This is a genomic window from Micromonospora purpureochromogenes (assembly GCF_900091515.1).
Taxonomy (GTDB): Bacteria; Actinomycetota; Actinomycetes; order Mycobacteriales; family Micromonosporaceae; genus Micromonospora; species Micromonospora purpureochromogenes.
Genome location: NZ_LT607410.1, coordinates 5,071,116 through 5,092,440, shown reverse-complemented (window position 1 = coordinate 5,092,440; position 21,325 = coordinate 5,071,116). Strand labels below are relative to the sequence as shown.

The 21,325-nt window shown below is 74.0% G+C and carries 23 protein-coding genes; 12 read left to right on the top strand and 11 right to left on the bottom strand.

From position 1 onward, the window contains the following. The first annotated feature begins 167 nt into the window (after positions 1-167). The gene (locus GA0074696_RS23205) at positions 168-1,358 is read left to right on the top strand and encodes an MFS transporter (protein WP_088963060.1); all 1,191 of its coding nucleotides are present in this window, start codon (positions 168-170) and stop codon (positions 1,356-1,358) included. A gap of 23 nt (positions 1,359-1,381) precedes the next feature. Here GA0074696_RS23205 and GA0074696_RS23200 read toward each other — a convergent pair whose 3' ends face one another. The 3 genes from GA0074696_RS23200 to GA0074696_RS23190 all read right to left on the bottom strand — a co-directional run bounded on the left by GA0074696_RS23200 (position 1,382) and on the right by GA0074696_RS23190 (position 3,885). Beyond that, the gene (locus GA0074696_RS23200) at positions 1,382-2,344 is read right to left on the bottom strand and encodes an alpha/beta fold hydrolase (RefSeq protein ID WP_088963059.1); all 963 of its coding nucleotides are present in this window, start codon (positions 2,342-2,344) and stop codon (positions 1,382-1,384) included. Between the two features lie 96 nt (positions 2,345-2,440). Continuing rightward, positions 2,441-3,214, bottom strand: coding sequence for a DUF1223 domain-containing protein (locus tag GA0074696_RS23195; RefSeq protein ID WP_088963058.1), 774 nt, complete (start codon positions 3,212-3,214; stop codon positions 2,441-2,443). Positions 3,215-3,420: 206 nt separating this feature from the next. Beyond that, entirely contained in the window at positions 3,421-3,885 is a 465-nt protein-coding gene (locus GA0074696_RS23190) for a MarR family winged helix-turn-helix transcriptional regulator (RefSeq protein WP_088963057.1), read from the bottom strand. Positions 3,886-4,022: 137 nt separating this feature from the next. On the opposite strand from GA0074696_RS23190, the gene GA0074696_RS23185 reads away from it, so the two are divergent. After that, positions 4,023-4,583, top strand: a complete 561-nt coding sequence (locus GA0074696_RS23185) for an NADPH-dependent FMN reductase (protein WP_088963056.1) — start codon at positions 4,023-4,025, stop codon at positions 4,581-4,583. A 148-nt stretch (positions 4,584-4,731) separates the two neighbouring features. Beyond that, on the top strand, positions 4,732-5,658 hold the full coding sequence (locus GA0074696_RS23180) for an MBL fold metallo-hydrolase (protein WP_088963055.1): 927 nt from the start codon (positions 4,732-4,734) through the stop codon (positions 5,656-5,658). 69 nt (positions 5,659-5,727) lie between these two features. On the opposite strand, the gene GA0074696_RS23175 is transcribed toward GA0074696_RS23180, so the two are convergent. Both GA0074696_RS23175 and GA0074696_RS23170 read right to left on the bottom strand, forming a co-directional pair. Next, on the bottom strand, positions 5,728-6,726 hold the full coding sequence (locus tag GA0074696_RS23175) for a hypothetical protein (RefSeq protein ID WP_088963054.1): 999 nt from the start codon (positions 6,724-6,726) through the stop codon (positions 5,728-5,730). A gap of 182 nt (positions 6,727-6,908) precedes the next feature. Continuing rightward, positions 6,909-8,756, bottom strand: a complete 1,848-nt coding sequence (locus tag GA0074696_RS23170) for a thiamine pyrophosphate-requiring protein (RefSeq protein WP_172894402.1) — start codon at positions 8,754-8,756, stop codon at positions 6,909-6,911. Positions 8,757-8,999: 243 nt separating this feature from the next. Between GA0074696_RS23170 and GA0074696_RS23165 the strand changes: the two genes are divergently transcribed. After that, positions 9,000-9,761: an MBL fold metallo-hydrolase gene (locus GA0074696_RS23165; RefSeq protein WP_088963052.1), complete on the top strand. Its 762-nt coding sequence runs from the start codon at positions 9,000-9,002 to the stop codon at positions 9,759-9,761. Beyond that, on the top strand, positions 9,758-10,339 hold the full coding sequence (locus GA0074696_RS23160) for a DedA family protein (RefSeq protein ID WP_088963051.1): 582 nt from the start codon (positions 9,758-9,760) through the stop codon (positions 10,337-10,339). The genes GA0074696_RS23165 and GA0074696_RS23160 overlap by 4 nt, the downstream gene beginning before the upstream one ends. Positions 10,340-10,355: 16 nt before the next feature. Here the strand turns inward: GA0074696_RS23160 and GA0074696_RS23155 are convergent, their stop codons facing one another. From GA0074696_RS23155 to GA0074696_RS23145, 3 genes are all read right to left on the bottom strand, one after another. Then, entirely contained in the window at positions 10,356-12,638 is a 2,283-nt protein-coding gene (locus tag GA0074696_RS23155; protein ID WP_088963050.1) for a phage holin family protein, read from the bottom strand. Positions 12,639-12,743: 105 nt separating this feature from the next. After that, positions 12,744-13,358 (bottom strand): maleylpyruvate isomerase N-terminal domain-containing protein, encoded by a 615-nt coding sequence (locus GA0074696_RS23150; RefSeq protein WP_088963049.1) that lies wholly within the window; start codon positions 13,356-13,358, stop codon positions 12,744-12,746. Positions 13,359-13,461: 103 nt separating this feature from the next. Then, positions 13,462-13,884: an acyl-CoA thioesterase gene (locus GA0074696_RS23145; RefSeq protein WP_088963048.1), complete on the bottom strand. Its 423-nt coding sequence runs from the start codon at positions 13,882-13,884 to the stop codon at positions 13,462-13,464. Between the two features lie 18 nt (positions 13,885-13,902). Here GA0074696_RS23145 and GA0074696_RS30930 point away from each other — a divergent pair, with 18 nt between their 5' ends. From GA0074696_RS30930 to GA0074696_RS23130, 4 genes are all read left to right on the top strand, one after another. Beyond that, the gene (locus tag GA0074696_RS30930; protein ID WP_157746091.1) at positions 13,903-14,064 is read left to right on the top strand and encodes a hypothetical protein; all 162 of its coding nucleotides are present in this window, start codon (positions 13,903-13,905) and stop codon (positions 14,062-14,064) included. Between the two features lie 112 nt (positions 14,065-14,176). Next, complete coding sequence (locus GA0074696_RS23140) at positions 14,177-15,190, top strand: glycosyltransferase (protein ID WP_088963047.1); 1,014 nt, start codon at positions 14,177-14,179, stop codon at positions 15,188-15,190. Positions 15,191-15,359: 169 nt separating this feature from the next. Beyond that, positions 15,360-15,821: a deaminase gene (locus tag GA0074696_RS23135; RefSeq protein WP_088963046.1), complete on the top strand. Its 462-nt coding sequence runs from the start codon at positions 15,360-15,362 to the stop codon at positions 15,819-15,821. A gap of 125 nt (positions 15,822-15,946) precedes the next feature. After that, positions 15,947-16,393 carry an SRPBCC family protein gene (locus GA0074696_RS23130; protein ID WP_088963045.1) on the top strand — a complete coding sequence of 149 codons (447 nt, stop codon included), beginning with the start codon at positions 15,947-15,949 and terminating at the stop codon, positions 16,391-16,393. A gap of 4 nt (positions 16,394-16,397) precedes the next feature. Here the strand turns inward: GA0074696_RS23130 and GA0074696_RS23125 are convergent, their stop codons facing one another. Continuing rightward, on the bottom strand, positions 16,398-17,141 hold the full coding sequence (locus GA0074696_RS23125) for a GNAT family N-acetyltransferase (RefSeq protein WP_231925122.1): 744 nt from the start codon (positions 17,139-17,141) through the stop codon (positions 16,398-16,400). Between the two features lie 73 nt (positions 17,142-17,214). Then, complete coding sequence (locus GA0074696_RS23120) at positions 17,215-18,270, bottom strand: nitronate monooxygenase (RefSeq protein ID WP_088963044.1); 1,056 nt, start codon at positions 18,268-18,270, stop codon at positions 17,215-17,217. A gap of 129 nt (positions 18,271-18,399) precedes the next feature. Here GA0074696_RS23120 and GA0074696_RS23115 point away from each other — a divergent pair, with 129 nt between their 5' ends. Both GA0074696_RS23115 and GA0074696_RS23110 read left to right on the top strand, forming a co-directional pair. Beyond that, a complete protein-coding gene (locus tag GA0074696_RS23115; RefSeq protein ID WP_088963043.1) occupies positions 18,400-18,909 on the top strand; it encodes a DinB family protein in 510 nt (169 codons plus the stop codon). Positions 18,910-18,967: 58 nt separating this feature from the next. After that, a complete protein-coding gene (locus tag GA0074696_RS23110) occupies positions 18,968-19,714 on the top strand; it encodes an ABC transporter permease (RefSeq protein WP_231925121.1) in 747 nt (248 codons plus the stop codon). Positions 19,715-19,776: 62 nt separating this feature from the next. Here GA0074696_RS23110 and GA0074696_RS23105 read toward each other — a convergent pair whose 3' ends face one another. Then, complete coding sequence (locus GA0074696_RS23105) at positions 19,777-20,505, bottom strand: DUF4386 domain-containing protein (protein WP_088963042.1); 729 nt, start codon at positions 20,503-20,505, stop codon at positions 19,777-19,779. 103 nt (positions 20,506-20,608) lie between these two features. Between GA0074696_RS23105 and GA0074696_RS23100 the strand changes: the two genes are divergently transcribed. Next, complete coding sequence (locus tag GA0074696_RS23100) at positions 20,609-21,322, top strand: TetR/AcrR family transcriptional regulator C-terminal domain-containing protein (RefSeq protein ID WP_088963041.1); 714 nt, start codon at positions 20,609-20,611, stop codon at positions 21,320-21,322. Positions 21,323-21,325 lie beyond the last annotated feature (3 nt).

Sequence of the window (21,325 nt, the reverse complement as noted above, 5' to 3'; positions counted from 1 at the left end):
CGTCACCACCGGCCGATGGCCCGGGATGCCTGGGCCGACGGCGAAGCGGCGGGGATTCCGTCGCGTGCGACGCGGCGCAAGGGGTACTCCGCTGCGGCCTTCAGCGGAAAGCGTCCGGATCGACCGCGCCGGACCGCCGCCAGCAGCTCACCTGAGGAGCACGTCTGATGCGGAACGCCGGACAGGGGCGGCTCTCGCCGGGTGTCGCCCTGTTTCTGCTCGCCTCGATCCTGGTGTCGTTCCTGGCCGCGTCGGCGGCCCCGACCCCCCTCTACGGGATCTATCAGGAGCGCTGGCACTTCTCGCCGATCACCACCACCGTGGTGTTCGCGGTCTACGCCCTCGCGGTGCTGGCGTCCCTGCTCACCTTCGGCAAGCTCTCCGACCACGTCGGGCGGCGGCCGGTCCTGCTGGTCACGATCGCGATCCAGATGATCGCGCTGGTCATCTTCGTCTTCGCCGGCGGCGTACCCACGCTGGTGGCCGCCCGCGTCGTACAGGGGCTCGCGGCCGGCGCCGCCACCGGCGCCGTCGGTGCCGCCATGCTCGACATCAACCCCGCACGCGGCACGCTCGCGAACTCGATCGCCCCCGGCGTCGGGACCGGTACCGGTGCCCTGCTCTCGGCGCTGCTCATCCAGTTCTTCCCCGCGCCGACCCGGCTGGTGTACGTCGTCCTGTTCGTCGTCCTGCTGATCCAGGGCATCGGGGTGGTGCTGATGGGGGAGACCGTCACGCCGATGAGGGGAGCGCTGCAGAGTCTTCGACCGGAGATCAGACTGCCCCGCGCCGTACGCGCGCCGGTACTCGTCGTCGCTCCGGTGGTCTTCTCCGTCTGGGCGCTGGCCGGCTTCTTCGGCGCGCTCGGTCCGGCGCTCACCCGCGCCCTCATGGAGAGCTCGATCGTGGCCGGCGGCCTGGTCGTCTTCGTCTTCGCCGTCTTCGGGACCATCGCCGTCCTGCTGCTGCGCAACGCCCCCGCCCGGACGGTGATGCTCACCGGAATCAGCGCACTCATCCTGGGCATGATCATCACGCTGGTGGCGGTCACCACCGAGTCCGTCGCCGGATTCTTCGTCGGGCTCGCGTTCGGGGGCGTCGGCTTCGGTGCCGGATTCCAGGGCAGCCTCAAGACGGTCGTGCCGCTGGTCGAGGCGCACGAACGCGCCAGCATGCTCTCCGTGCTCTACATCGTCTGCTACGTCGGCTTCGGCCTGCCCACCGTCATCGCCGGCTTCCTCGTGGTCCACGGCGGCCTGCTCCTCACGGCCAAGCAGTACGTCGTCGCCGTCATCCTGCTCGCCCTGGTCGCCCTGCTCGGGCTGCGCAAGGCCGACAGGGCGCCGGCCCGCCGTTGACCCACGCCGGCGGCGATCGGGCGCTAGGTCTTGGCGCCGCCCGCCGCCTGCCCGTCGCGGTACGGGGCCAGGAACGCCGTCAGCGCCGCCAGCATCTCGTCGGGCGCCTCCTCGGCGACGAAGTGCCCGGCGCCGGGAATGACCAGGCTCTGCACGTCGTCCGCCACCAACTGCACGTTGTGCGAGACGTGGTCCCCGAAGCTCGCCGCTCCACCGATCGCCAGGACGGGCATGGCCAACTTCCTGGTCTTGCGCTGCTGGTCCTGTTCGATGGTCTGGTCGAGCGCCCGGTACCACCCGAAGCTGCCGCGCAGTGAGTCGGGCTGGGAGAGCAGGCCGACGTAGTAGTTGATCACCTCGTCGGGGAGCTTCCTGGCGGCCGCCTCGAACTCCCAGCGAAAGAAGGCGTCCTCCCGTCCCTGGACGAGTTGTTCGTTCACCTTGTCGAGCCGGTTGAAGCTGAGGTGCCAGAGCCGGTCGTTGAGCGGTCCGGGGACGAACAGGGGCGGTGAGGGGGCCGTACCCGGGGACCCGGGGATCTCGGCGAGGACCGCGCGGTCGACCCGGTCCGGGTGGTCCGCGGCGAGCGCGTAACTGATCGCGAATCCGGTGTCGTGGCCGACCACGGCGAACCGCTGGTGGCCGAGTGCGTCCATCAGCGCTACCAGGTCGGTGGCCTGGGTGCCGGTGTCGTACCCGTCCTGGGGCTTCTCGGAGAGCCCCATTCCCCGCTGGTCGACCGCGATGACCTGGAAGTCCCGGGCCAGCGTCGGCATCAGCAGGCGCCACGCGTACCAGGTCTCCGGCCAGCCGTGCACCAGCAGCAGCGGCGGTCCGTCGCCGCCGATGACGGCGTGCAGGCGTACGCCGTTGGCGTCCACGTACCGGCCGCTGAACGTGTCGGTGAAGCCCGCCGGAAGCTGTGGCGCCTGCGCGATGGAGCCGGGGCCCTCGGGGACGGGGTACTGGGTGGAGGACGAGCTCACGACGGGTCTCCTTCGCACATCACCTCGGGGCGACCACCTGCCCGTCCCCTGGTGCGACCCAGAATATGGGAAACCCGAACATCAGGGGCGGACCGGTTAAATTCCCCGCCCGACGGAGACCGCTACGGCCGTGGCGCCGACGATCGCCTTGTTGCCGTGGTGCTGCACATAGCCGACCACCGAGGCCTGTCCGGGATCGAGGTCCGGCGGCACCGCCAGTTCCACCCGCCCACTCGGGGCGTCCAGGCCTACCGAGGTGAAGGCGCGCACCACGTTGTCCTGCCGCAGCGTCCGCCCGGCGTTCTCGCCCCGGGGGACGTCGTTCTCCAGGCCGCGTTCCACGACCGCCACGTTCAACACCGCCCGCGGCGGCGGCCGTTCGGTCTGGTAGTCCACCACCACCCGGTGCTCGTCACTCCCGGCGGTGTCCTCGACCGAGAGCGTGAGCGGCGTGGTGGCTGCCTCCGTCAGGGCGGCGGCGATCGCGGTCGCCGCCCGTCGGCGGTCGGAGCCGACGAACTCGTCGGTGCCGTTCACGATCATCTGCGGGGTGTACAACCCCCCGGAGCCGAAGGCGCGCGCGTACGCCCCCTGCCGCGCGGTGTACGCCCCGTCGGCGAACGGGTCGGGCCAGCCCAGGTCGTCCCAGTAGTCGACGTGGAATCCGAGGGCGTAGACGGGCTGTCCCTCCTTCCGGGCCTCCCGTTCGATCTCGGTCAGCAGTTCCTCCGCCGGCGGACAGCTGTTGCAGCCCTGGGAGGTGAACATCTCCACGACGGCGAACCCGCCGCCGGCCGGCCCGACGTCCCGGGTCTGGGGCGAGGACTGTGGCCCAACACTGTTCGACCCGGTGCGCGAGGGGTCCGTCATGGCGCGTCTCCTCCGTCGGTCCTGCTGGCGGCCCTGCGATTCCCGATCCGGCCGCGACCATGCCCGGTCGCCCCGCGCTCGCCGGCAGGGCCGGTGGGGGGTTCTGGCCGTGATGGCTCGGGAATCGGACCGCCGACCATGATCGGTGGAGAGGTGCGTCGCTCGGTGTGCCACCTCGGCCCGGGGGATCGCGACGTCGGGGTGGCTCAGTCGGCCGTGCCGACCCGCTGGAACGCGCCGGCCAACCGGGCGAGGTCGAAGCCCTCGAAGTGGTCCAGGAACCGGCGCCGCACGGCGGCCAGGTGGCTCGGCCAGGACTGCTCCAGGCGGGCGAAGCCGGCATCGGTGAGGACGGCGTTCCAGCCCCGCGCGTCCTCCCCGCTCCGGACCCGCTCGACCAGCCCCTGGGACTCCAGCCGGCTGATCGTGCGGCTCATCCCACTCAGGGAGAGTTGGCAGGCGGTGGCGAGTTCGTTCATCCGCATCCGCCGGTCCGGCGCCTCGGAGAGGTTGCGCAGGGCGTTGTACTCGGTGAGGGGCAACTGGTGTGCGCCGACCATGTCGGCGTCGATCGCCCGGGGCAGGACGTACATCAGCTGGCCCAGGGAGCGGACCAGCGCCTCCTCGTCGGGGCTGAGGGGCCGCAGTGGTGTTTTGGAGGTACCGGACATGCCGCCCATTCTAGTTGCTTGACCAAACAACCGCCCCCGGTGTTGTGACGGTCGGCACCGCTCAAGTAATTGCTTGACCAAGCAAGCAGTGGCTAGCCTTCACGGAGCCAGGTAAGGACTTCTGAAAGGCACCAGCCATGACCAGGATCGGAATCATCCTCGGCAGCACCCGCCCGGGGCGTAACGGCGAAGCCGTCGCCCGCTGGGTCCTCGAGGTCGCCAAGCAGCGCTCCGACGCGGAGTTCGAGCTCGTCGATCTGCTCGACCACCAGCTGCCGCACCTCGACGAGGCGTACCCGCCGGCGATGGGCCAGTACACCCAGCCGCACACGATCCGCTGGGCCAACACCATCGCGTCGTTCGACGGGTTCGTGATGGTCACCCCCGAGTACAACCACTCCACCTCGGGCGCCCTCAAGAACGCCATCGACTTCCTCTACGCCGAGTGGAACAACAAGGCCGTCGGCTTCGTCAGCTACGGCTCCGCCGGCGGCACCCGGGCCGTGGAGCACCTCCGCCTGATCGCCGGCGAGCTGCAGATGGCCGACGTGCGCGCGCAGGTGGCGTTGTCGCTCTTCACCGACTTCGAGAACTTCAGCGTCTTCAAGCCGAGCCAGTTCCAGCAGGACGCGCTCACCACCACGCTGGACCAGGTCGTGGCCTGGAGCACCGCGCTCGCCCCGCTGCGCACCCGCTGACCGGGTCGGCACGGGCGATCGCCGCGGGAGCTGTCCCGCGGTGACCTGTCGCAGACCGACCGGTCCCGCCGATCCGCCTCCGCTCGAGGCCGGATCGGCGGGACCTCGTCGTCCCGCCGCCGGCGACCGGCCAGCTAGCATCCCGCCCATGCGCCTGAAGCTCGGCCGTCCCGACCTGCACCGCTACGCGGCCCGGTTCGACGTGCCGCCGGCCGCCGGGAGCTTCGCGGCCGTGTTCCTGGGAGTGTCCACGCTGCTGCTGGACGACGGCGAATCCGCCATCCTGACCGACGGGTTCTTCTCCCGGCCCTCGCTGCTCAAGGTCGCGTTCTCCAGGATCTCTCCCGACCAGGAGCGGATCACCGGCTCGCTGGCCCGAGCCGGGCTCGCCGACCGCCGGCTGGACGCCGTCGTGCCGGTGCACACCCATTTCGACCATGTCCTGGACTCCGCCGTCGTCGCGGAGCGCACCAACGCCACACTCCTCGGTGGCGAGTCCGCCGCCAACGTCGGACGCGGCCACGGCCTGCCGCCGGACCGCATCCGCGTCGTGACCGCCGGCGAGCAGGTCAGGTCGGGTGCGTTCACCCTCGGGTTCGTGGCGTCGGAGCACTGCCCTCCGGACCGCTTCCCCGGGCACCTCACCGCGCCCGTCGTGCCGCCGGTCAGGGCCCGTGCGTACCGGTGCGGTGAGGCCTGGTCGCTCCTGGTCCGGCACGACAGCGGTCGCACCGCGCTGGTGCAGGGCAGCGCGGGCTTCGTTCCCGGCGCGCTGGAGGGGCACCGCGCCGACGTCGCGTACCTCGGGGTCGGTCAGCTCGGCGTGCGGGACGAGGCGTACCTCACGAGCTACTGGGCGCAAACCGTGCGGACCGTGGGAGCCCGGCGGGTCGTGCTCACGCACTGGGACGACTTCTTCCGCCCACTGGACCGGCCGCCGCGCGCGCTGCGGTACGCCGGTGACGACCTCGACACCACCATGCGCGTGCTCGGCCGTCTCGCCGACCGCGACGGCGTCGCCCTGCACCTGCCGACGATCTGGCGCCGCGAGGATCCCTGGAGCGGACTGCCCTGAGGTCGGACAGGGCGCCGTCCCGCTACAGCGGGCGACCGTGGCCCGCGACGGCGGTCGGGGCGGGGGAGTTCAGCGCTCGGGCTCCGGGCCCTGCCGGCAGAGCCGCCGGTGTTCCGCCGTCACCACGCCGAGCAGGAAGAGGTCCACGGCGAGCGCGGTGAGCGCCCCGAACTGGTTGACCGTGAAGCTGAAGATCTGCCCGAACAGCAGGTCCACCAGGAGGGCGAGCTTGAACAGCCGGAAGGCCCGCGTCCGGTCGCGGGGCAGCAGCGACGCCCCGCGGATGCTGAGCACCGCGGTGATCAGCGCGGAGATCGAGACCCCGAGCACGGCACGCCACTCCCGCTGGTCGTGCAGCTGGCCGGTGACCGTGTCCAGCAGGACGCCCAGTACGACGACGAACGGCTCGCCGACCAGATAGAGCACCACCAGCGCCACCACCCACCGGTGCGTGCTCACCCAGACCACGGCCCGGCGGACCCGGCGCACCCAGGGCTGCCAGAACCGGGGGCCGGGTGCCTCGCGCCGGGGCACCGTGTCGAGCAGCCGGGTGATCGCGTCCTCGACGTCCGGGCCGCACCCGCGCACCAGCCGGGCCGCGGCCGCCCGGCGGTCGTCGGTGAGGCCGGTGCGCAGCCCGCCGACCACCGCGTACAGCGCGTTCGCCGTCCGCTCCGGGCCGGTGAGGCGGATCCGGCCCCGGATCGCCTGGGTGATCACCACGAGCAGGGCGAAGGCGCCGTAGATGATGCCCGCCGCCGGGGCGTAGAAGTAGTCGGTCCCGGCGGTGACGAACTTGCCCACCTCGTCGATGAACAGCCCGAAGCCGATCCCGCCCAGGACCGCGCCGAGGTTGCGCGCCGCGCTGCCCAGGAAGACCAGCGCGACACCCAGCCCGGTGGTCATCAGCAGGCCACCCCAGAGTACGTGCGCGATGTGCAGCCCACCGCCGCCGAGCTGCGGGTAGCCGGCCGCCTGGAGGAAGGCCCGGACGAGCAGCACGGTGACCACCCCGGACAGCACGAACGCCTGCAGGTACGACGGCGCCTCCAGTACCCGGAGCGGCATCGTCCAGCGGGACGGACGGGCGGGCATGCTCCCGACGCTAGCGGCGGCGGCCGGCGCCCCGGGTCGGTTCCGTCCAACTGCGAACCGGCCGGCCGTCGGGTTCCGCCCGCGGCGTACCGGGCGTCAGGACGGACCTCGCTCCGGGCGCCGCCGGGTGCCGCTTGCCCCGCCCTGCCCGTCGCTCACCTGCGACGTGATCGGTAGGTGGTGAGGGTGGCGGGCAGACCCCGGCGGATGATGCCGGCCCAGTCGGTGTCACCGCGCAGCAGCGCCCCGGCGGTGTTGCGGGCCTGCTCCAGCGTGAAGTGCGGGGGCAGCATCAGCTCGGCCGGGTCGACGAGAGCGTTGACGACCACGGGCCGGTCGGCGTTCAGCGCCCGCTCCCAGACGCCGGGGATCTGCTCCGGCGCGTCGACCAGCTCGCCACCCAGCCCGAGCACCTCCGCCCACCGGTGGTAGCCGATGTCCGGCAGCTCCTGGCTGTCCGGGAACATCGGGGTTCCCTCGGTGGAGCGCTGTTCCCAGCTGACGAAGGCGAGATCCCGGTTGTTCAGCACCAGCACCACGAACCGCGGATCGGACCAGCTGCGCCAGTACTTGGCCACGGTGATGAGTTCGTTCACGCCGTTCATCTGCATGGCGCCGTCGCCGATGAGCGCGACGAGCGGGCGGTCCGGGTGGGCGAACTTCGCCGCCAGCGCGTACGGCATCGCGCCGCCCATCGACAGCAGGGTGCCGGAGAGGCTGGCCAGCATGCCCGGGCGGACCTGGATGTGCCGGGCGTACCAGGCGGTCGCCGTGCCGCAGTCCACCGCGATCATCGCGTCGTCGGGCAGTCGGTCGTTGAGGGTGGCGAAGAGGAGCTGGGGGTTGACCGGGTCGGCCGGTTGCTCGGCGAGATCCCGCTGCGCCTGTCGCCACGCCCGGGTCTCCGCGGAGATCGTCTCCCGCCACCCGGTCGGCGCGGGGCCCGGCCCCAGCTCACGCAGCAGCGCGCGCAGGGTGGCCGCCGCGTCGCCGGTCAGGTTCACCTCGGTCGGGTACCGCAGCCCCAGCAGGGTGCCGTCCCGGTCGATCTGCACCGCCCGGGCCCGCCCCGGCGGCGGGTAGAACTCCGAGTAGGGCATGTTGCTGCCGACGATCAGCAGCCGGTCGCAGCCCTGCATCAGCTGCCAGCTCGGGCGGGTGCCCAGCAGCCCGATCGCGCCGGTCACCCAGGGCTCCCGGTGGTCGACCGCGGGGAAGCCCAGCAGCGCGGTGGCGACGCCCGCGCCCAACCGGTGGGCGACCTCGCGTACCTCGTTCTCGGCGCCGAGCGCGCCCTGCCCGACCAGCATGGCCACCCGCTCGCCGCCGCGCAGCACGTCGGCCGCCCGGCGCACCTCCGCCTCCGGCGGCACCGTCGGGCCACTGCCCGGGACGCTGCTGGTGTGGTAGTACCCGTGGGCGTACGGCGGCTCCGGCACCGCCGGCTCGTCCTGCACGTCCAGGGGGAGCACCAGGGCGGTGACGGTGCGCCGCGCCAGCGCGGTCCGGCAGGCGCGGTCCACCAGGTGACGCACCTGGGCGGGATGGTCGAGCTGGGCCAGGAACGCCGCGGCGACGTCCTTGTAGAGCGCCAGCAGGTCGACCTCCTGGTAGTACCCGCCACCCTCGGCGGTCAGGGCGGTGTGGCCGACCAGGGCCACCACCGGCTGGTGGTCCAGCTTGGCGTCGTACAGGCCGTTCAGCGCGTGGATCGCGCCCGGCCCGCTGGTGACCAGGACGCAGCCCAGCGGGCCGCCCCCGTACTTCACGTGCGCCGACGCCGCGAAGCCCGCGGTCTCCTCGTGCCGGACCTGCACGAAGTGCGCCCGCTCGTTGGTGCGTTGCAGCGCCGAGGTCATCCCGTTGATGCCGTCGCCCGGGTAGCCGAAGTAGCGGCGGACGCCCCAGCACGCCAACCGTTGCACGAGGTGATCCGCCACCTTGGCGTCCCTGGGCAGCGGCCAGGGATCCGCCGGCACCCGCCCGTCGCCGTCCACGCTCACCTGACTGGTCCCTCCCACTCGGTCCGCGGCGCGGGCACCGGCCTCCGCCACCCGGACCGACCCGCCCGGCCGCCGCCGGACGGTATGAGTATGTGCCAGCATTTCCGGCAAAATCGTTGATTCGACCCCTCCGCCGACCGTCAGGGGAGGAAGCCCCGCCTCGGTCCGACGGCGGGCCACGTCAGGTGCGGGCCGCGCGGTGACACCGCCGGATACGGTGGCAGGCGTGACCGAGGCGGTGTCGTGCGGCTGACGTGGTACGGGCACAGCACCGTGTGGATCGAGGACTCCGGCACCCGGCTGCTGACCGATCCGCTGCTGCGTGACCGGCTCGCCCATTTGCGCCGGCGCCGTGGGCCCACCCCGCGGCTGCCGGGCGCCCCGGACGCCGTACTCGTGTCGCACCTGCACGCCGACCACCTGGACTTCGCGTCGCTGCGCCGGCTGCCCCCGGACACCGCGCTGGTGGTGCCGGCGGGTGCGGGCCGCGTGGTCCGGCAGGCGCTGGGCGGGGCGGCCGCCCGCCGCTGTACGGAGCTCGCGGTCGGCGACCGCACCACGATCGGCGGGGTCACGGTCGCCGCCGTCCCCGCGGCCCACCACGCCGGTCGCGGTCCGTGGTCCCGGCACCGGGCGCCCGCCCTCGGCTACCTGATCGACGGCCGGCTGCGGACCTGGTTCGCCGGGGACACCGGTCTCTTCGACGAGATAGCCGGGCTGGGGCCGCTCGACCTGGCGCTCGTCCCGGTCGGTGGGTGGGGACCCACCCTCGGCCCCGGCCACCTCGATCCGGCGGGCGCCGCGGAGGCGGTCCGGCGGGTGGCGGCGGCGTGGGCCGTGCCCATCCACTTCGGCACCTTCTGGCCGGTCGGCTGCGAACGGGTCCGGCCGGACCGGTTCTTCGGCCCGGGGGACGACTTCGCCCGCCACGCCGAGGCGGTCTCGCCGGGCACCCGGGTACGCGTGCTACGGCCGGGCGAGTCCGTCGCGGTGCGCCGGCCGTGACGGCGACGCTCGGCGTGCTGGGCTCGCTGATCCTGGTGGTGCTCTTCGGGTCCGTCCTCCCGGTGGTGCCGACCGGCGCGGCGGTCAGCGGCGCCGCTGCGCTCGCCGCCCACCAGCATCCGGTGACCGTGGTGCTCGTCGTGATCGCCGGCGCGTTCGGCGCGTACGCGGGCGACCTGGCGACCTACGGCATGCTCGGCTGGGGTGGCGAGCGGCTCGCCCGGCGCCTGCACTGGCTGCGCGGCCGGCAGCGGGTCGGCCGGATGACGGTGCGCGTACGCGAGGAACTCGTCTCGACGCTGCTGGTGTCCCGGCTCATCCCGGGCGGCCGGATCCCGGTGCTGCTGGCGGCGGCCCTGTCCGGGCTGACCTGGCGGCGTTTCGCCCTCGCCGACGCGCCGGCCAGCCTGCTGTGGTCGGTGCTCTACGCCGCGATCGGCGTCCTCGGCCGGGCGATCTTCCCCGAGCCGTGGCAGAGCGTCGTCGCCGCGATCCTGCTCGTCGTGCTGGTCAGCCAGGGGCTGAGCTGGCTGGCCCGGCGCCGGACCCTGCCGGGCGAACCGCCGGTGGCGCCGTAACCGCCGACTGCCCGCGCTACGCGTCGGCCAGGCCGGGGTCCACTGTGCGGCCCGCCGGGTCGTCCCCCTCGTCGGCGTGCTCGTCGGGCCGGCGCAGCCCGAGCCGGCGCAGCCAGGCGAGCAACTGCCCGTGCACGGCCTCCGGGCCGACCAGCTCGCCCTCCTGCGGCCAGTCGGCGGGGTGGATCAGCAGGGCCTCCGTCTGCCAGCCGCCGAGCCCGCCGTGGCAGCCCACCAGCTCCTCGAAGGCCGCCACCTCCTCCAGACCCGGGTCCACCGCGCTGATCACCACGAGGTCACCGACGTGGTCCATCGCCTGGTGGCGCAGCAGGTCCTGGCGCGCCCGCCGGCCGTACGGGGCCAGCGGGTCGCCGCCGTCGACCTGTCCGTCCCGCAGGTTGTGGCAGCCGCGCGCCCCGATCGCCAGCGGCCCGGCGGCCGAGTCGACGACGACCAGACCGATGCCGGGATGCGCCGCCAGGCCGTCGATCAGCCCCGGTACGAGGGCGTCGACCCGCTCGCGGGTCAGCCGCCCCGGATGGCGGGGTAGATAGATCATCGCCAGGTTGCCCGACGCCACCACCACGGTCTCCGGATCGGTCCGGGTCGCCGCCGCCGCCTCCTCGTCGGCCGGACCCAGGGTGACCTCGCCCCCGTCGGTGTGCGACCGCACCGCCACCCGGGTCGCCGTGCCGGTCGCCCCGCCCCGGCCCGCCACCTCGGTGAGCAGCGTGTTGACCCGTCCCCACTCCTCGACCGGGCCGGCGGCCTCGGCGGTCGCCGCCGCCCGTACCGGAGTCGGGGGCCCTGGCCGGCCGTCGGGGGCGGTCGGGCGCACCGTGGGCGCGGCGAGCCGGGCGACCACCTGTGCCAGCGACTCGCCGTACCGCTGGCGGAAGGTGGCGCCCTGGCTCTGCCCGTGGTCGCTCAACACCACGATGTGGTAGCGCCGCGCCGCCTCGGCCGCCAGCCGCTGGAGGATGCCGAGCGTCTGGTCGAGCGCTTCGAGGACCGCCAGCGCCTGCGGCCGGGCCGGCCCGGCGTGGTGGGCCACCTCGTCGTAGTCGAGGAAGTCGCAGAAGATCACCGGCGCCCCGGCGGCCATCTGCTCGGCGATCAGCGACACGTTGAGGTCGCTGAGCAGGCTCGCCATCGGGCGCAGCGCCAGGTAGGAGCCGCTGCGGCGGCCCCTGGGCTGTACGCCGCGCAGCCGCTGCCGCCGCGCCTCGTACAGCTCGCGAACCACCTGCCCGGCGCCGCGCACGATGGCCCGGGCCAACCCGTACGGGCTGGCCATGAACGCCGCGTAGCCCCGGGTGGACCGCCCGGGCAGCCCGGCGCGGCTCACCGTGAGCAGACTGGTGGGGGCGTCGCCGGAGAAGACCGTGCTGATGCTGACCCCGCCGTCCCGCAGCAGCCCCTGCCCGGTGGACAGCCGCCGCTCGACCTCGGCGGCGTCGCGGGGCCGGCTGGTCACCATGAGCCGGCTGGCGGTGTCGTCCGCGGTCGCCTTCTCGTACCAGCGATAGGCCGGCACCCGCCGGACCTCGCCGTGCAGCAGGCCCGCCTGCGCCGCCGGCGTGGTGGCCGGCAGGCCGGTGTGCCAGTGGGTCATCCGGTGGCTGCGGGAGCGCAGCCACCCACCGATCGTGGGCAGGTTGCCGGCCCGGATGGCCCACTGCACCAGCGGCGCGGCCACGCCGTCGAGCTGGACGACGAGCAGGGCGTCGGCCGTCTGCCGCTCGGGTGGCGGCCCCGCGGCGCCCCGGCGGTGCCACCCTGGTCGCCGGTGGCCAGCCGGTCCACGGCGTACCCGGTTCATCACCCACAGCATCTCGCTGACGAACGCGTCGTCGGTGCCGGCGTCGGCGAGCCAGTTCAGGATCGCGGCCAGCGCCACGGCGAGCCACGCGGCGGCGATGGCGTCGGCGAACCCGCGGACGTGCGCCTCCGGGTCCAGGCGCAACGCGACGTACATGACGACGGCCTGCACGCACACGCCGATGGCCAGCGCCCCGAGGCCGCCCAGCGCGGTGGAGAGGGCGAACAGCAGCGGGCGCAGCACCGCACCGATCCCGGCGATCAGCCCGACCAGCCACAGCATCGCGACCAGGCCGCTGGCGGTGACCCCCGGCAGCAGCCACAGCGTCAGGCTGAGCACCACGAACGAGGTCACCATGCTGCGCAGCAGCGCCCGCAGTCGCCTGAGCGTGGGCCGATAGTCGCGGAGCACCCGCAGGCCCACCCGGAGCGGTTCGGGCAGCGTCCGGCGCGCCTCGGCGGCACCGTCCGGCTCCATCCCCATCACGATGCCACACGCCGCCCACAAGATCGGCAGGTGCGGACCGGTCGTCCGGGCCGGTCCGCCACCGGTCCGCCGGACGCCGCCGGGGCCGACGGGCTGTCAGAGCACCGAGAAGCCGGCCGGCAGGCCGCCCGGGCGGCCGGTGGCGGCGAGCAGGAGCGGCCCGGCGAGACCGTGGCCGACGGCCAGCTCGGCGACGATCCGCAGCGCCTGCGCCGCGGCCGTCGCCGGCACCTCGGGCGGTACGCCGAGCGCCGTGGCGAGGTCCGCGGTGTGCACGGCAAGCTCGAACGTCCGGGTCGGCAGGTAGTCCGCGAGCCGCATGCCACCCACGACGGTCGTGACGAGCGCGCCGCCGTCCTGGGTGTCGACCAGCGCGAGTACGCGGGCGGCCAGCTCCGCCACGGCTGCCGCCGGATCGCTGCCCAGCGCCGCCCCGGCGTCGCGTCCGCGCGTGGCGACCGCCGCACCGGCCGCGGCGGCGCTCGTGGCGCGGAAGTAGTCGCCGGCGGAGCCGACCTCGACGCCGCCGGCGGGCCGGGCCAGGTACTCCTCGACCGTGCTGAGGGACCGGCTGGTGTGGCCGACCAGGGCCCGCACGTCCCACTCACCCAGGCCGGGCCGGCTCCACCGGTCACCCACCAGGGCGGCGGTGCGGACGAACCATCGCGCTGCGTCGGTGAACGCCCGACGCGAGTCGTCCCACGAGTACATGGGTGCCAGCGTAGAAGCCCGACAGCCCGGGACCGGCCCGGGTCGGCGGCGTCCCGTCGCGCACCCCCAGCCTGTCGGTCGCCGCCCGGTCGGCGCGCCGGCCTCAGAGGCGGAGCGGTCCCGGGTCGGTGGCCAGCTCCCGGAACCGCTCCCGTGGGTCGGCCAGGAGCCGCCGGGTCGACAGGTCGAGCAGACCGCCCACCCCGGTCACCGTCGCGACCTGGGTGCCGTCCAGGCGGCGGTAGTCCTGCTCGATCCGGAACGTCCGGCCCTCGCCCCAGTGGAACTCGCAGGACACGTCCACCTCGTCCCCGCCGCGCAGCTCCCGCAGGTATCTCAGGGTGACCTCCAGCGCGACCGGTCCCACGCCGGTGGCGATGAGCCGGTCCTGCGAGATGCCGGCGGCACGCAGGCACTCCCACCGGGCGTGCTCGGCGTACTGGAGGTAGACGGCCTGGTTCAGGTGGCCCTGGGTGTCGAGTTCGTAGCCCCGGACCGCGATGCGCACCGTGAAGGGATCTCCCATACAGCCGGAGCGTAGGCGGTGGGTACGACGCCGCTTCCGCGGCTCGTCGTCTGGCCGCTGTCGGCCGGCGACCACCCGGGTACGCAGACGCGGTACGACAACCGCGCCTCGGCCGGCTACGACCTGGACGTCGCCGATCCCCAGCCGTCGGGTGTCGGGTCGGTGCAGGTGCACGAGTAGCCGCACGCGCTCCGGCAGGTCAGGCACCGGCGGCTCGCGTCCGTGACGCGATCCGCCGGTGTCGGCCCCGGGGGCCGCGAGGTGCCCGGGAGCACGGCGTACCTTCGTCGGAATGCGCGTACTGTTCGCCAGCCTCGCGTCGGTCGGCCACACCTATCCGCTGATCCCCCTGGCGGTGGCCGTCCGGGACGCCGGACACGAGGTGCACTTCGCCGTCGGCGAGGAGGTGCACGCACCGCTCGCCGCGAACGGCCTGCGCCCCTTCCGTCCCGCGGACGCGTTCTACGAGATCTACGCCGAGGACCTGGCGCCGGAACTCGCCCGGCTGGAGCCCGACCTCGTCGTACACGAATGGGGCGTGCCGGGAGCGGCCGTCGCCGCCCACCGGGCCGGCATCCCGGGAATCTGGCACGGCTTCGGGCGGATGATCCCGGAGGGCATCGGCCTCGAACTGCCCACCCGCAACGCCGAGGCCTCCGGACGACCGCACGTCGACATCTGCCCACCGTCGTTGCAGGACGAGCACTTCCTCGCCACCGCGGACCGGATCGAGTTGCGGCCCGTCGCGTACTCGACGCCGGCGGCGCTGCCCGCCTGGGACAGCCACCGCCGGTCACTGCCGCTGATCTACCTGACGCTGGGCACCGCCTTCGGCACCCGGGAGCTGTTGAGCGCGGCCGTCGAAGGGCTGGCCACGTTGGACGCGCGGGTGGTGGTCGCCGCCGGCCGGGTACCTCTGGACCAGCTCGGAGACGTGCCGGACAACGTCAGCGTGCGGAGCTGGGTGCCGCAGGCGCAGCTGCTGCCGCACGCCGATCTCGTCGTGCACCACGGCGGCAGCGGCACCAGCCTCGGCGCGCTCGCCGCCGGCGTCCCACAGCTGATCCTGCCCCAGGGTGCCGACCAGTTCGCCAACGCCGAGGCGGTCAGCGCGGCCGGCGCCGCGCTGCGCCTGCTCGGCGACGAGGCGAGCGCCACGGCCATCGCCGAGCACGCCCGGCGGCTCCTGCCGCGCGCCGGGCGGACCGACCATCGGGACGCCGCCCGCGCGATCGCCGAGGAGATCGCGCGGATGCCCTCCCCGGCCGAGGTGGCCCGCCACCTGCCCGATCTGTCGCGCGGGTGAGTCACCGGCCGACCTGGAGCCGACGGCGCGGTCCCTCGTCCGAGTGGGGTGTGCGCCGGCTCATGGTCGACGGTGGCGCGACGATGCACACTCACTTCCTCGGGGCGGGTCCCGGCGATGAGATGGGGGACGTGGTGCTGCTGCGGTACGCGTTGTCGGACGGCACCTGATGACCCCGCCGCCCACCCTCGACCGCCGCTGGCTCCAGGACGCGGTCGACCTCTCCCGGCGGTGCCCGCCGAAGGCCACCGCGTACGCGGTCGGCGCGATCGTGGTCGGCCGCGACGGGGCCGAGCTGGCCCGGGGGTACTCTCGGGAAACCGATTCCCATGTGCACGCCGAGGAGTCCGCGCTGGGCAAGCTTCACGGGATCGACCTGTCCGGAGCGACCATCTACAGCTCCCTGGAACCGTGCAGCGCGCGTCAGCGCCGGTCGCCCACCTGCACCGCGCTGATCCTGGCCGCGGGTATCCGTCGGGTGGTGCTGGCGCTGCGGGAGCCGCCGATCTTCGTGGACTGCCAGGGGGTCGAGCTGCTGGCGGCGGCGGGCGTCGAGGTGGTCGAGCTGCCCGACCTCGCGGACCAGGTACGCGCGATCAACCGGTACGTCATGGATGTCCCGGGCACCTGACATCGGGGTGGCGGACGCGGCGGCGAACCGGCGGCCCGTCGACGGTCACATCCCCCGCTTTCGGTGTGTCATGAGTGGTGGGCGGGACACCTCGACCCGCCGCGTCAGCACGAGCAGGAGGAGCCATGACCGCCGCCGTCTCCACCATCGACATCGACCGGCCGCCGGACGAGGTGTTCGCGTACGTCGCCGATCCCACCCGGTTCGCCGAGTGGCAGCACGACGTCGTGGGCGTACGCCTGGAGTCGGGTGGCCCGGTGGGGTTGGGCACCCGGTTCACGACGACCCGCCGGATCGGCGGGGTGGAGCGCACCATGACGCAGGAGGTGACCGAGGACAGTCCGCCCGGCCGGTGGGCGGTGCACGGGGTCGACGGGCCGATCAGGCCGAGCGTGACGGTGACCGTGGAGCCTCTCGACGAGGGCGCGCGGTCGCGCGTGACGTTCGCCCTGGACTTCGCCGGACACGGGGTCGGCGTGCCGCTCGTGCCGATGGTCCGCCGGCTGGCGGCGAAGGGCGCCCCGGCGAGTTACCGGCACCTGAAGGAGCGGCTGGAGGCAGGAGTCGCCTGACCGCCTACAGCCGGTGCCGGACCCAGACGTTGGGCTCGACGTAGACGGCGTGGTCGTGCGCCACGTCGCAGTGCACCGGCACCAGGGCGCCCGGCACGTGCACCGGTCCGCTCGTGTCGAACGGCAGGCCGGTCCAGCGGCGCCAGTCCTCGAGGCTGCCGCTGATCACCATGGACCGGGTGGCCACCCGCTCGATGCGTCCGCCCGCGCGCACGTGCACCCGCAGCCACGGGTCGACCGGCAGGCCGTCGTCGCGGACCCGGGCCGCGTACTCGGTCATCGGCAGCTCGGGGTCGGTGTGCTTGCCGCTCGGGCGGACCGGGGCGACCAGGGTGTCGTACCCCCGTTCGGCGACGGCCCGCCGCATGGCGGCGAGCATCCGGGCGGACAGCCCGGCGCCGCGCCGGTCGGGTCGGACGCAGATCTCGATGGCCGACACGATGTTCGGGGTGGCCCTGGTGAGGCGGGTGACGGTGGCCCGCTGGATCGCCCGGTCCCAGCCGCCGTCCGGCAGCTCCGGCTCGGTCCAGCGCAGCGGCACGGCGTACGCCCGGCCTACGGCGCGCCCGGGCTCGGTGGAGTCGACGGCGGCGAACACGAACTCGGGATAGAGGTCGTGGGCGACGTTGTAGTAGATGCCACCCATCGGGTCCCAGAGCATGAACTGCGGCCACGCCCCGTCGAAGTCCTCGTCGAGCAGGGCAGCGAGGTCCGGGCGGTCCGCCAGGCTCACGATGTCGATCGTCACGGAGGGACACCGTAGAGCGGCCACCGGGGCGGCGCATCCCCATTCCCGGCCCGCCCGGGAGGGCCGCGGCTGTTCAGCCCCAGGCGCCGGACCTCTCGACGGCCGCTGTCAACGCGGCCCTGGCCCCGGCGGTCAGCTCGGCCACCAGCTGACCCGCCGGCGTCTCCCGCGCCAGGGCATGCGCCTGACCGGCCCACTGGTTCGCCACCGAGGCGTCCCCGCTGCCCTTGGCGGCGGCCAGCAACGGGCGGGTGAGGTGCAGCACCTGCGGGTAGCCGGCGGGTGCCGACCCGTCGTGCCGGCGGAGGAAGTCGTTGACCAGCCCCCGCGCCCGCTTCCCGGTGAACGCGCGGCTCAGCGCGGTCGGCGCGGTACTGGCCACCGCCGCCCGGTGCATCGGGGAGGTGCCCGCCTCCGGGCAGCGCAGGAACGCCGTACCGAGCTGGGCGGCGGCGGCACCGGCGGCGAGCACGGCCGCCACTCCCGCGCCGTCGGCCATGCCGCCGGCGGCCACCAGCGGTCGGTCGCAGCGGGCGGCGACCAGCCGGAGCAGGGGCAGCACGCCGTAGTCGTCGTCGTCCGGCAGGCCACCGCGGTGTCCGCCGGCCTCGGTGCCCTGCACGACGACGGCGTCCACGCCGAGTCCGACCGCCGCCGAGGCGGCGTCGGGGCTGGTGACCGTGGCCCAGACCTCGGTGCCCCGCTCCCGCAGGGCGGCCACCGCCGCCCGGTCGGGCAGCCCGAACACGAAGGACACCACCGGCACCGGGTCCGCGAGCAGGGCGGCCAGCTTCTCCGGGTACGCGTCGTCGCCGCCGACCGGTTCGCCGAGCGTCACCTGGTGCCGCCGGGCCTCCGGGGCGAGCCGCTCGGCGTACGCCCGGACGGCGGCCTCGTCGACCGCACCGCCGTTCGCGTCCGGCAGGAAGACGTTGACGCCGAACGGGCGATCGGTGCGGGTACGGACCTCGGCCACGTCGGCGGCGAGCCGGTCGGCGCTGATCATCCCGGCGGCCAGGAAGCCCAGGCCACCCGCGGCCGAGACGGCCGCCGCGAGGGCCGGTGTCGACGGGCCGCCGGCCATCGGCGCGGCGACGATCGGGCGAGGCAGCACGGACAGCACGGACATCCACCCATCCTGCCGGATCGCCGTCGCTCCCACGACGACGCGGCCCGAGTTCCGCCCCCGCGCGGGTGCTCCGTCGCCGCCGACCGTCGTGGGGTCCCGTCCCCGTGGTGGTGCCGTTAGCCTCAGCGAATGGATCGATGCGACGAGTGCGGTTTCGACTACGCCGGCGTCTCCGCCGCCGACCTGCCGCGGCTGCTGCGCGCGGTCGGTGAGCGGTACGCGACCGCGCTGGGCGGAGTGCAGGACCTGCGGCGGCGACCGGCCGAGGGGGTGTGGTCGCCACTGGAGTACACCTGCCACGTCCGGGACGTGTTCCGGGTCCAGACCGATCGGCTGGTCCTGGCGCTCACCGTCGACCAGCCGGAGTTCGCCCCGATGGGACGCGACGAACGCGCCGTCACCGACGCCTACAACGACCAGGACCCGACGGTGGTGCTCGCCGCGTTGGCCACCGCCGCGACCGACCTGGCGACCCGGTTCTCCGCACTCGACCAGGCGGACCTCGCCCGCACCGGCGTCTACCCATGGCCGGAACCCCGGGCCCGGACGCTGCTCTGGCTCGGCCAGCACACCGTCCACGAAACCGAACACCACCTGCTGGACATCACCCGCGCCGCCGGGGCCGAGCCCGCCCGCTGACCCGAGACCAGCTGGGCGGTGCCGCGCGGACCGCGCGAGGTCGCGGGAGACTGACCCGATGTCGTCGACGATGCTGGTGGTCGGCCCGAAGCTGGCGGTGACCCTGGCGGTGCTGACCGCCGTGGCGGCGGCCGTGGCCACCGTCGGCCGGCTCGGGCACGGCCGCCAGATCGCGGTCGCCGCCGTCCGCGCGGCCGTTCAGTTGGCGGCGGTGTCGCTGCTGATCGCCGCCATCGTGGCGTCGCTGTGGGCCACCGCCGCCTTCGTGGCCGTGATGTGCGCGGTCGCGGCGGGCACCTCCGGCCGGCGGATCACCGGCGGGGCGCGCGGGTGGTGGGCCACCGTGCCGATCGTGGCCGGCAGCCTCTCCGTCGTGCTGGGTCTGCTGCTGGCGGGGCTGGTGCCGGCGCGCGGGATCGCGCTCATCCCGGTCGCCGGCATCCTGATCGGCGGCGCGATGACCGCCACCTCGTTGGCCGGCCGGCGGGCCCTGGACGAACTGACCGGCCGCTGGGGCGAGGTGGAGGCGGCCCTGGCGCTGGGCCTGCTGCCCCGCGACGCGGTGCTGCTGGTCTGCCGCCCGGCGGCCGGCCAGGCGTTGATCCCGGCGCTGGACCAGACCCGCACGGTGGGCCTGGTGACCCTGCCCGGCGCCTTCGTCGGGATGCTGCTCGGCGGGGCGGGTCCGCTCGCCGCCGGGATCACCCAGCTGTTCGTCCTGGTCGGGCTGCTGGCCGTGGAGGCGGTCGCGGTGGTGCTGACCGTCGAGCTGGTGGCCCGCGGGCGGCTGCGTCCGACACCGTGACCGGCCCGGCCGGTGCCGCGGCTGCCGGCCGGCGATCCCCGGCACCACCCCGGCCGGATCACTCACGCGGGTGACAGTTCGGCGCGGACCGGGCCCGTCGGGACGTCGCCGCCGGACGCGGCGGCCGGCGCGAAGCCCCGGAGGATGAGGTACCCGGCGAGGCTGACCTCCCAGGCGAACACGGGCAGCGCGGCGAGAGAACCCCAGGTGGAGACCTGCTCGTAGCGCCCGAACAGCACGGCGGTCGCCGAGGCGCAGATGAGCGGACCGCCGACCAGCCCCAGCACGGCGATGGACCGGGGCACCAGCCGCGACCGGTACAGCAGGTGGGCGAGGAGCAGGCTGTTGGCCCCGAGCGCGACGTTGGGACCGAGCAGGAAGGCCCAGTCGTGCAGGGCGACGAGTGCCCGGGCGGCGGTGACGAGTGCGGCGTCGTCGGTGCCGGCCGTCCCGGCCACCTCGCGGCGCAGCGTCACCACCGACAGGACGCTGAGGATGCCCACGACGATGACGACCGCCTCCAGGAGGCGTACGCAGAGGTAGCCGAGAGCGGCGGCGTGGTGCTGCCGCCGGACGACCGGGTAGAGCGTGACCGCCGTGCCGACGACGGCGCCGACGAGGATCAGCTCGAAGAACCCGCCCAGCAGCACCCGAGAGTCGGCGCCGGCCCCGAGGACGTAGTCGGCGTCGGTCAGCACCGGGCGGTAGAGCACCAGCCCCGCGATCGCGGCGATCTCGGTGATCAGGAAGAACACTCCCGCGGCCACCGCGGTTCTTCTCGTGGGGCTCATGTCGACTCCTGTCCGATCGGCAGGTGTACGCCGTACACCTGAGTACGCACGGACCCTAGGTGTACGCTGTACACCTGTCAAGCGGGAGCGGGAGGACGAGCCGGTGACCGAGCAGAGCGAGGCCGCGCGTCGCCCGCTGAACACCGACCGGGTGCTGCGCGCCGCCGTCGCGCTCGCCGACACCACCGGGATCGACTCGCTCAGCATGCGCCGGCTCGCGCAGGAGCTCGGCGTCGTGCCGATGGCGCTCTACAAGCACGTCGCGAACAAGGAAGAGCTGCTGGACGGCATGGCCGACGTGGTCGTCGGCGAGATCGACCCACCGGACCCCGACGTCGACTGGAAGAGCGTCGTGCGGCAGCGGATCCTGTCCGCCCGACAGGCCCTCCTGCGTCACCCGTGGGCATCGCGGGTGATCGAGTCACGTACCAGGCCGACGCCGGCCACCCTGGCGTACCTCGACTCGATGATCGGGATGTTCCGGGCCGGCGGTCTCTCCGTCGACCTCACGCACCACGTGATGCACGCGCTCGGGAGCCGCGTCCTCGGGTTCAGCCAGGAGTTGTTCGACGACGGCGCACCGGGCCCCGACCCGCACACGCAGGCGGTCGCGCTGCGGGAGATGTCCCGCAGGTATCCCCACATCGCGGAGGTCGCGTCGCGGGCCGACCATGACGGGCGGTCCGTCGTCGGTCCCGGCTGTGACGACCAGTTCGAGTTCGAGTTCGCTCTCGACCTCCTGCTGGACGGGTTCGACCGACTCCGGCGGCAGGGGTGGAGCTCCACCGCCACCCAGCGGAACCACCACCGGTCGTAGGTC

Coding starts and splice junctions, on each gene's coding strand:
- GA0074696_RS23205 (WP_088963060.1), top strand. CDS start 168: ATGCGGAACGCCGGACAGGGGCGGCTCTCGCCGGGTGTCGCCCTGTTT.
- GA0074696_RS23195 (WP_088963058.1), bottom strand. CDS start 3,214: ATGACGGACCCCTCGCGCACCGGGTCGAACAGTGTTGGGCCACAGTCC.
- GA0074696_RS23190 (WP_088963057.1), bottom strand. CDS start 3,885: ATGTCCGGTACCTCCAAAACACCACTGCGGCCCCTCAGCCCCGACGAG.
- GA0074696_RS23185 (WP_088963056.1), top strand. CDS start 4,023: ATGACCAGGATCGGAATCATCCTCGGCAGCACCCGCCCGGGGCGTAAC.
- GA0074696_RS23180 (WP_088963055.1), top strand. CDS start 4,732: ATGCGCCTGAAGCTCGGCCGTCCCGACCTGCACCGCTACGCGGCCCGG.
- GA0074696_RS23175 (WP_088963054.1), bottom strand. CDS start 6,726: ATGCCGCTCCGGGTACTGGAGGCGCCGTCGTACCTGCAGGCGTTCGTG.
- GA0074696_RS23155 (WP_088963050.1), bottom strand. CDS start 12,638: ATGGAGCCGGACGGTGCCGCCGAGGCGCGCCGGACGCTGCCCGAACCG.
- GA0074696_RS23150 (WP_088963049.1), bottom strand. CDS start 13,358: ATGTACTCGTGGGACGACTCGCGTCGGGCGTTCACCGACGCAGCGCGA.
- GA0074696_RS23145 (WP_088963048.1), bottom strand. CDS start 13,884: ATGGGAGATCCCTTCACGGTGCGCATCGCGGTCCGGGGCTACGAACTC.
- GA0074696_RS23140 (WP_088963047.1), top strand. CDS start 14,177: ATGCGCGTACTGTTCGCCAGCCTCGCGTCGGTCGGCCACACCTATCCG.
- GA0074696_RS23135 (WP_088963046.1), top strand. CDS start 15,360: ATGACCCCGCCGCCCACCCTCGACCGCCGCTGGCTCCAGGACGCGGTC.
- GA0074696_RS23130 (WP_088963045.1), top strand. CDS start 15,947: ATGACCGCCGCCGTCTCCACCATCGACATCGACCGGCCGCCGGACGAG.
- GA0074696_RS23120 (WP_088963044.1), bottom strand. CDS start 18,270: ATGTCCGTGCTGTCCGTGCTGCCTCGCCCGATCGTCGCCGCGCCGATG.
- GA0074696_RS23115 (WP_088963043.1), top strand. CDS start 18,400: ATGGATCGATGCGACGAGTGCGGTTTCGACTACGCCGGCGTCTCCGCC.
- GA0074696_RS23110 (WP_231925121.1), top strand. CDS start 18,968: ATGTCGTCGACGATGCTGGTGGTCGGCCCGAAGCTGGCGGTGACCCTG.
- GA0074696_RS23105 (WP_088963042.1), bottom strand. CDS start 20,505: ATGAGCCCCACGAGAAGAACCGCGGTGGCCGCGGGAGTGTTCTTCCTG.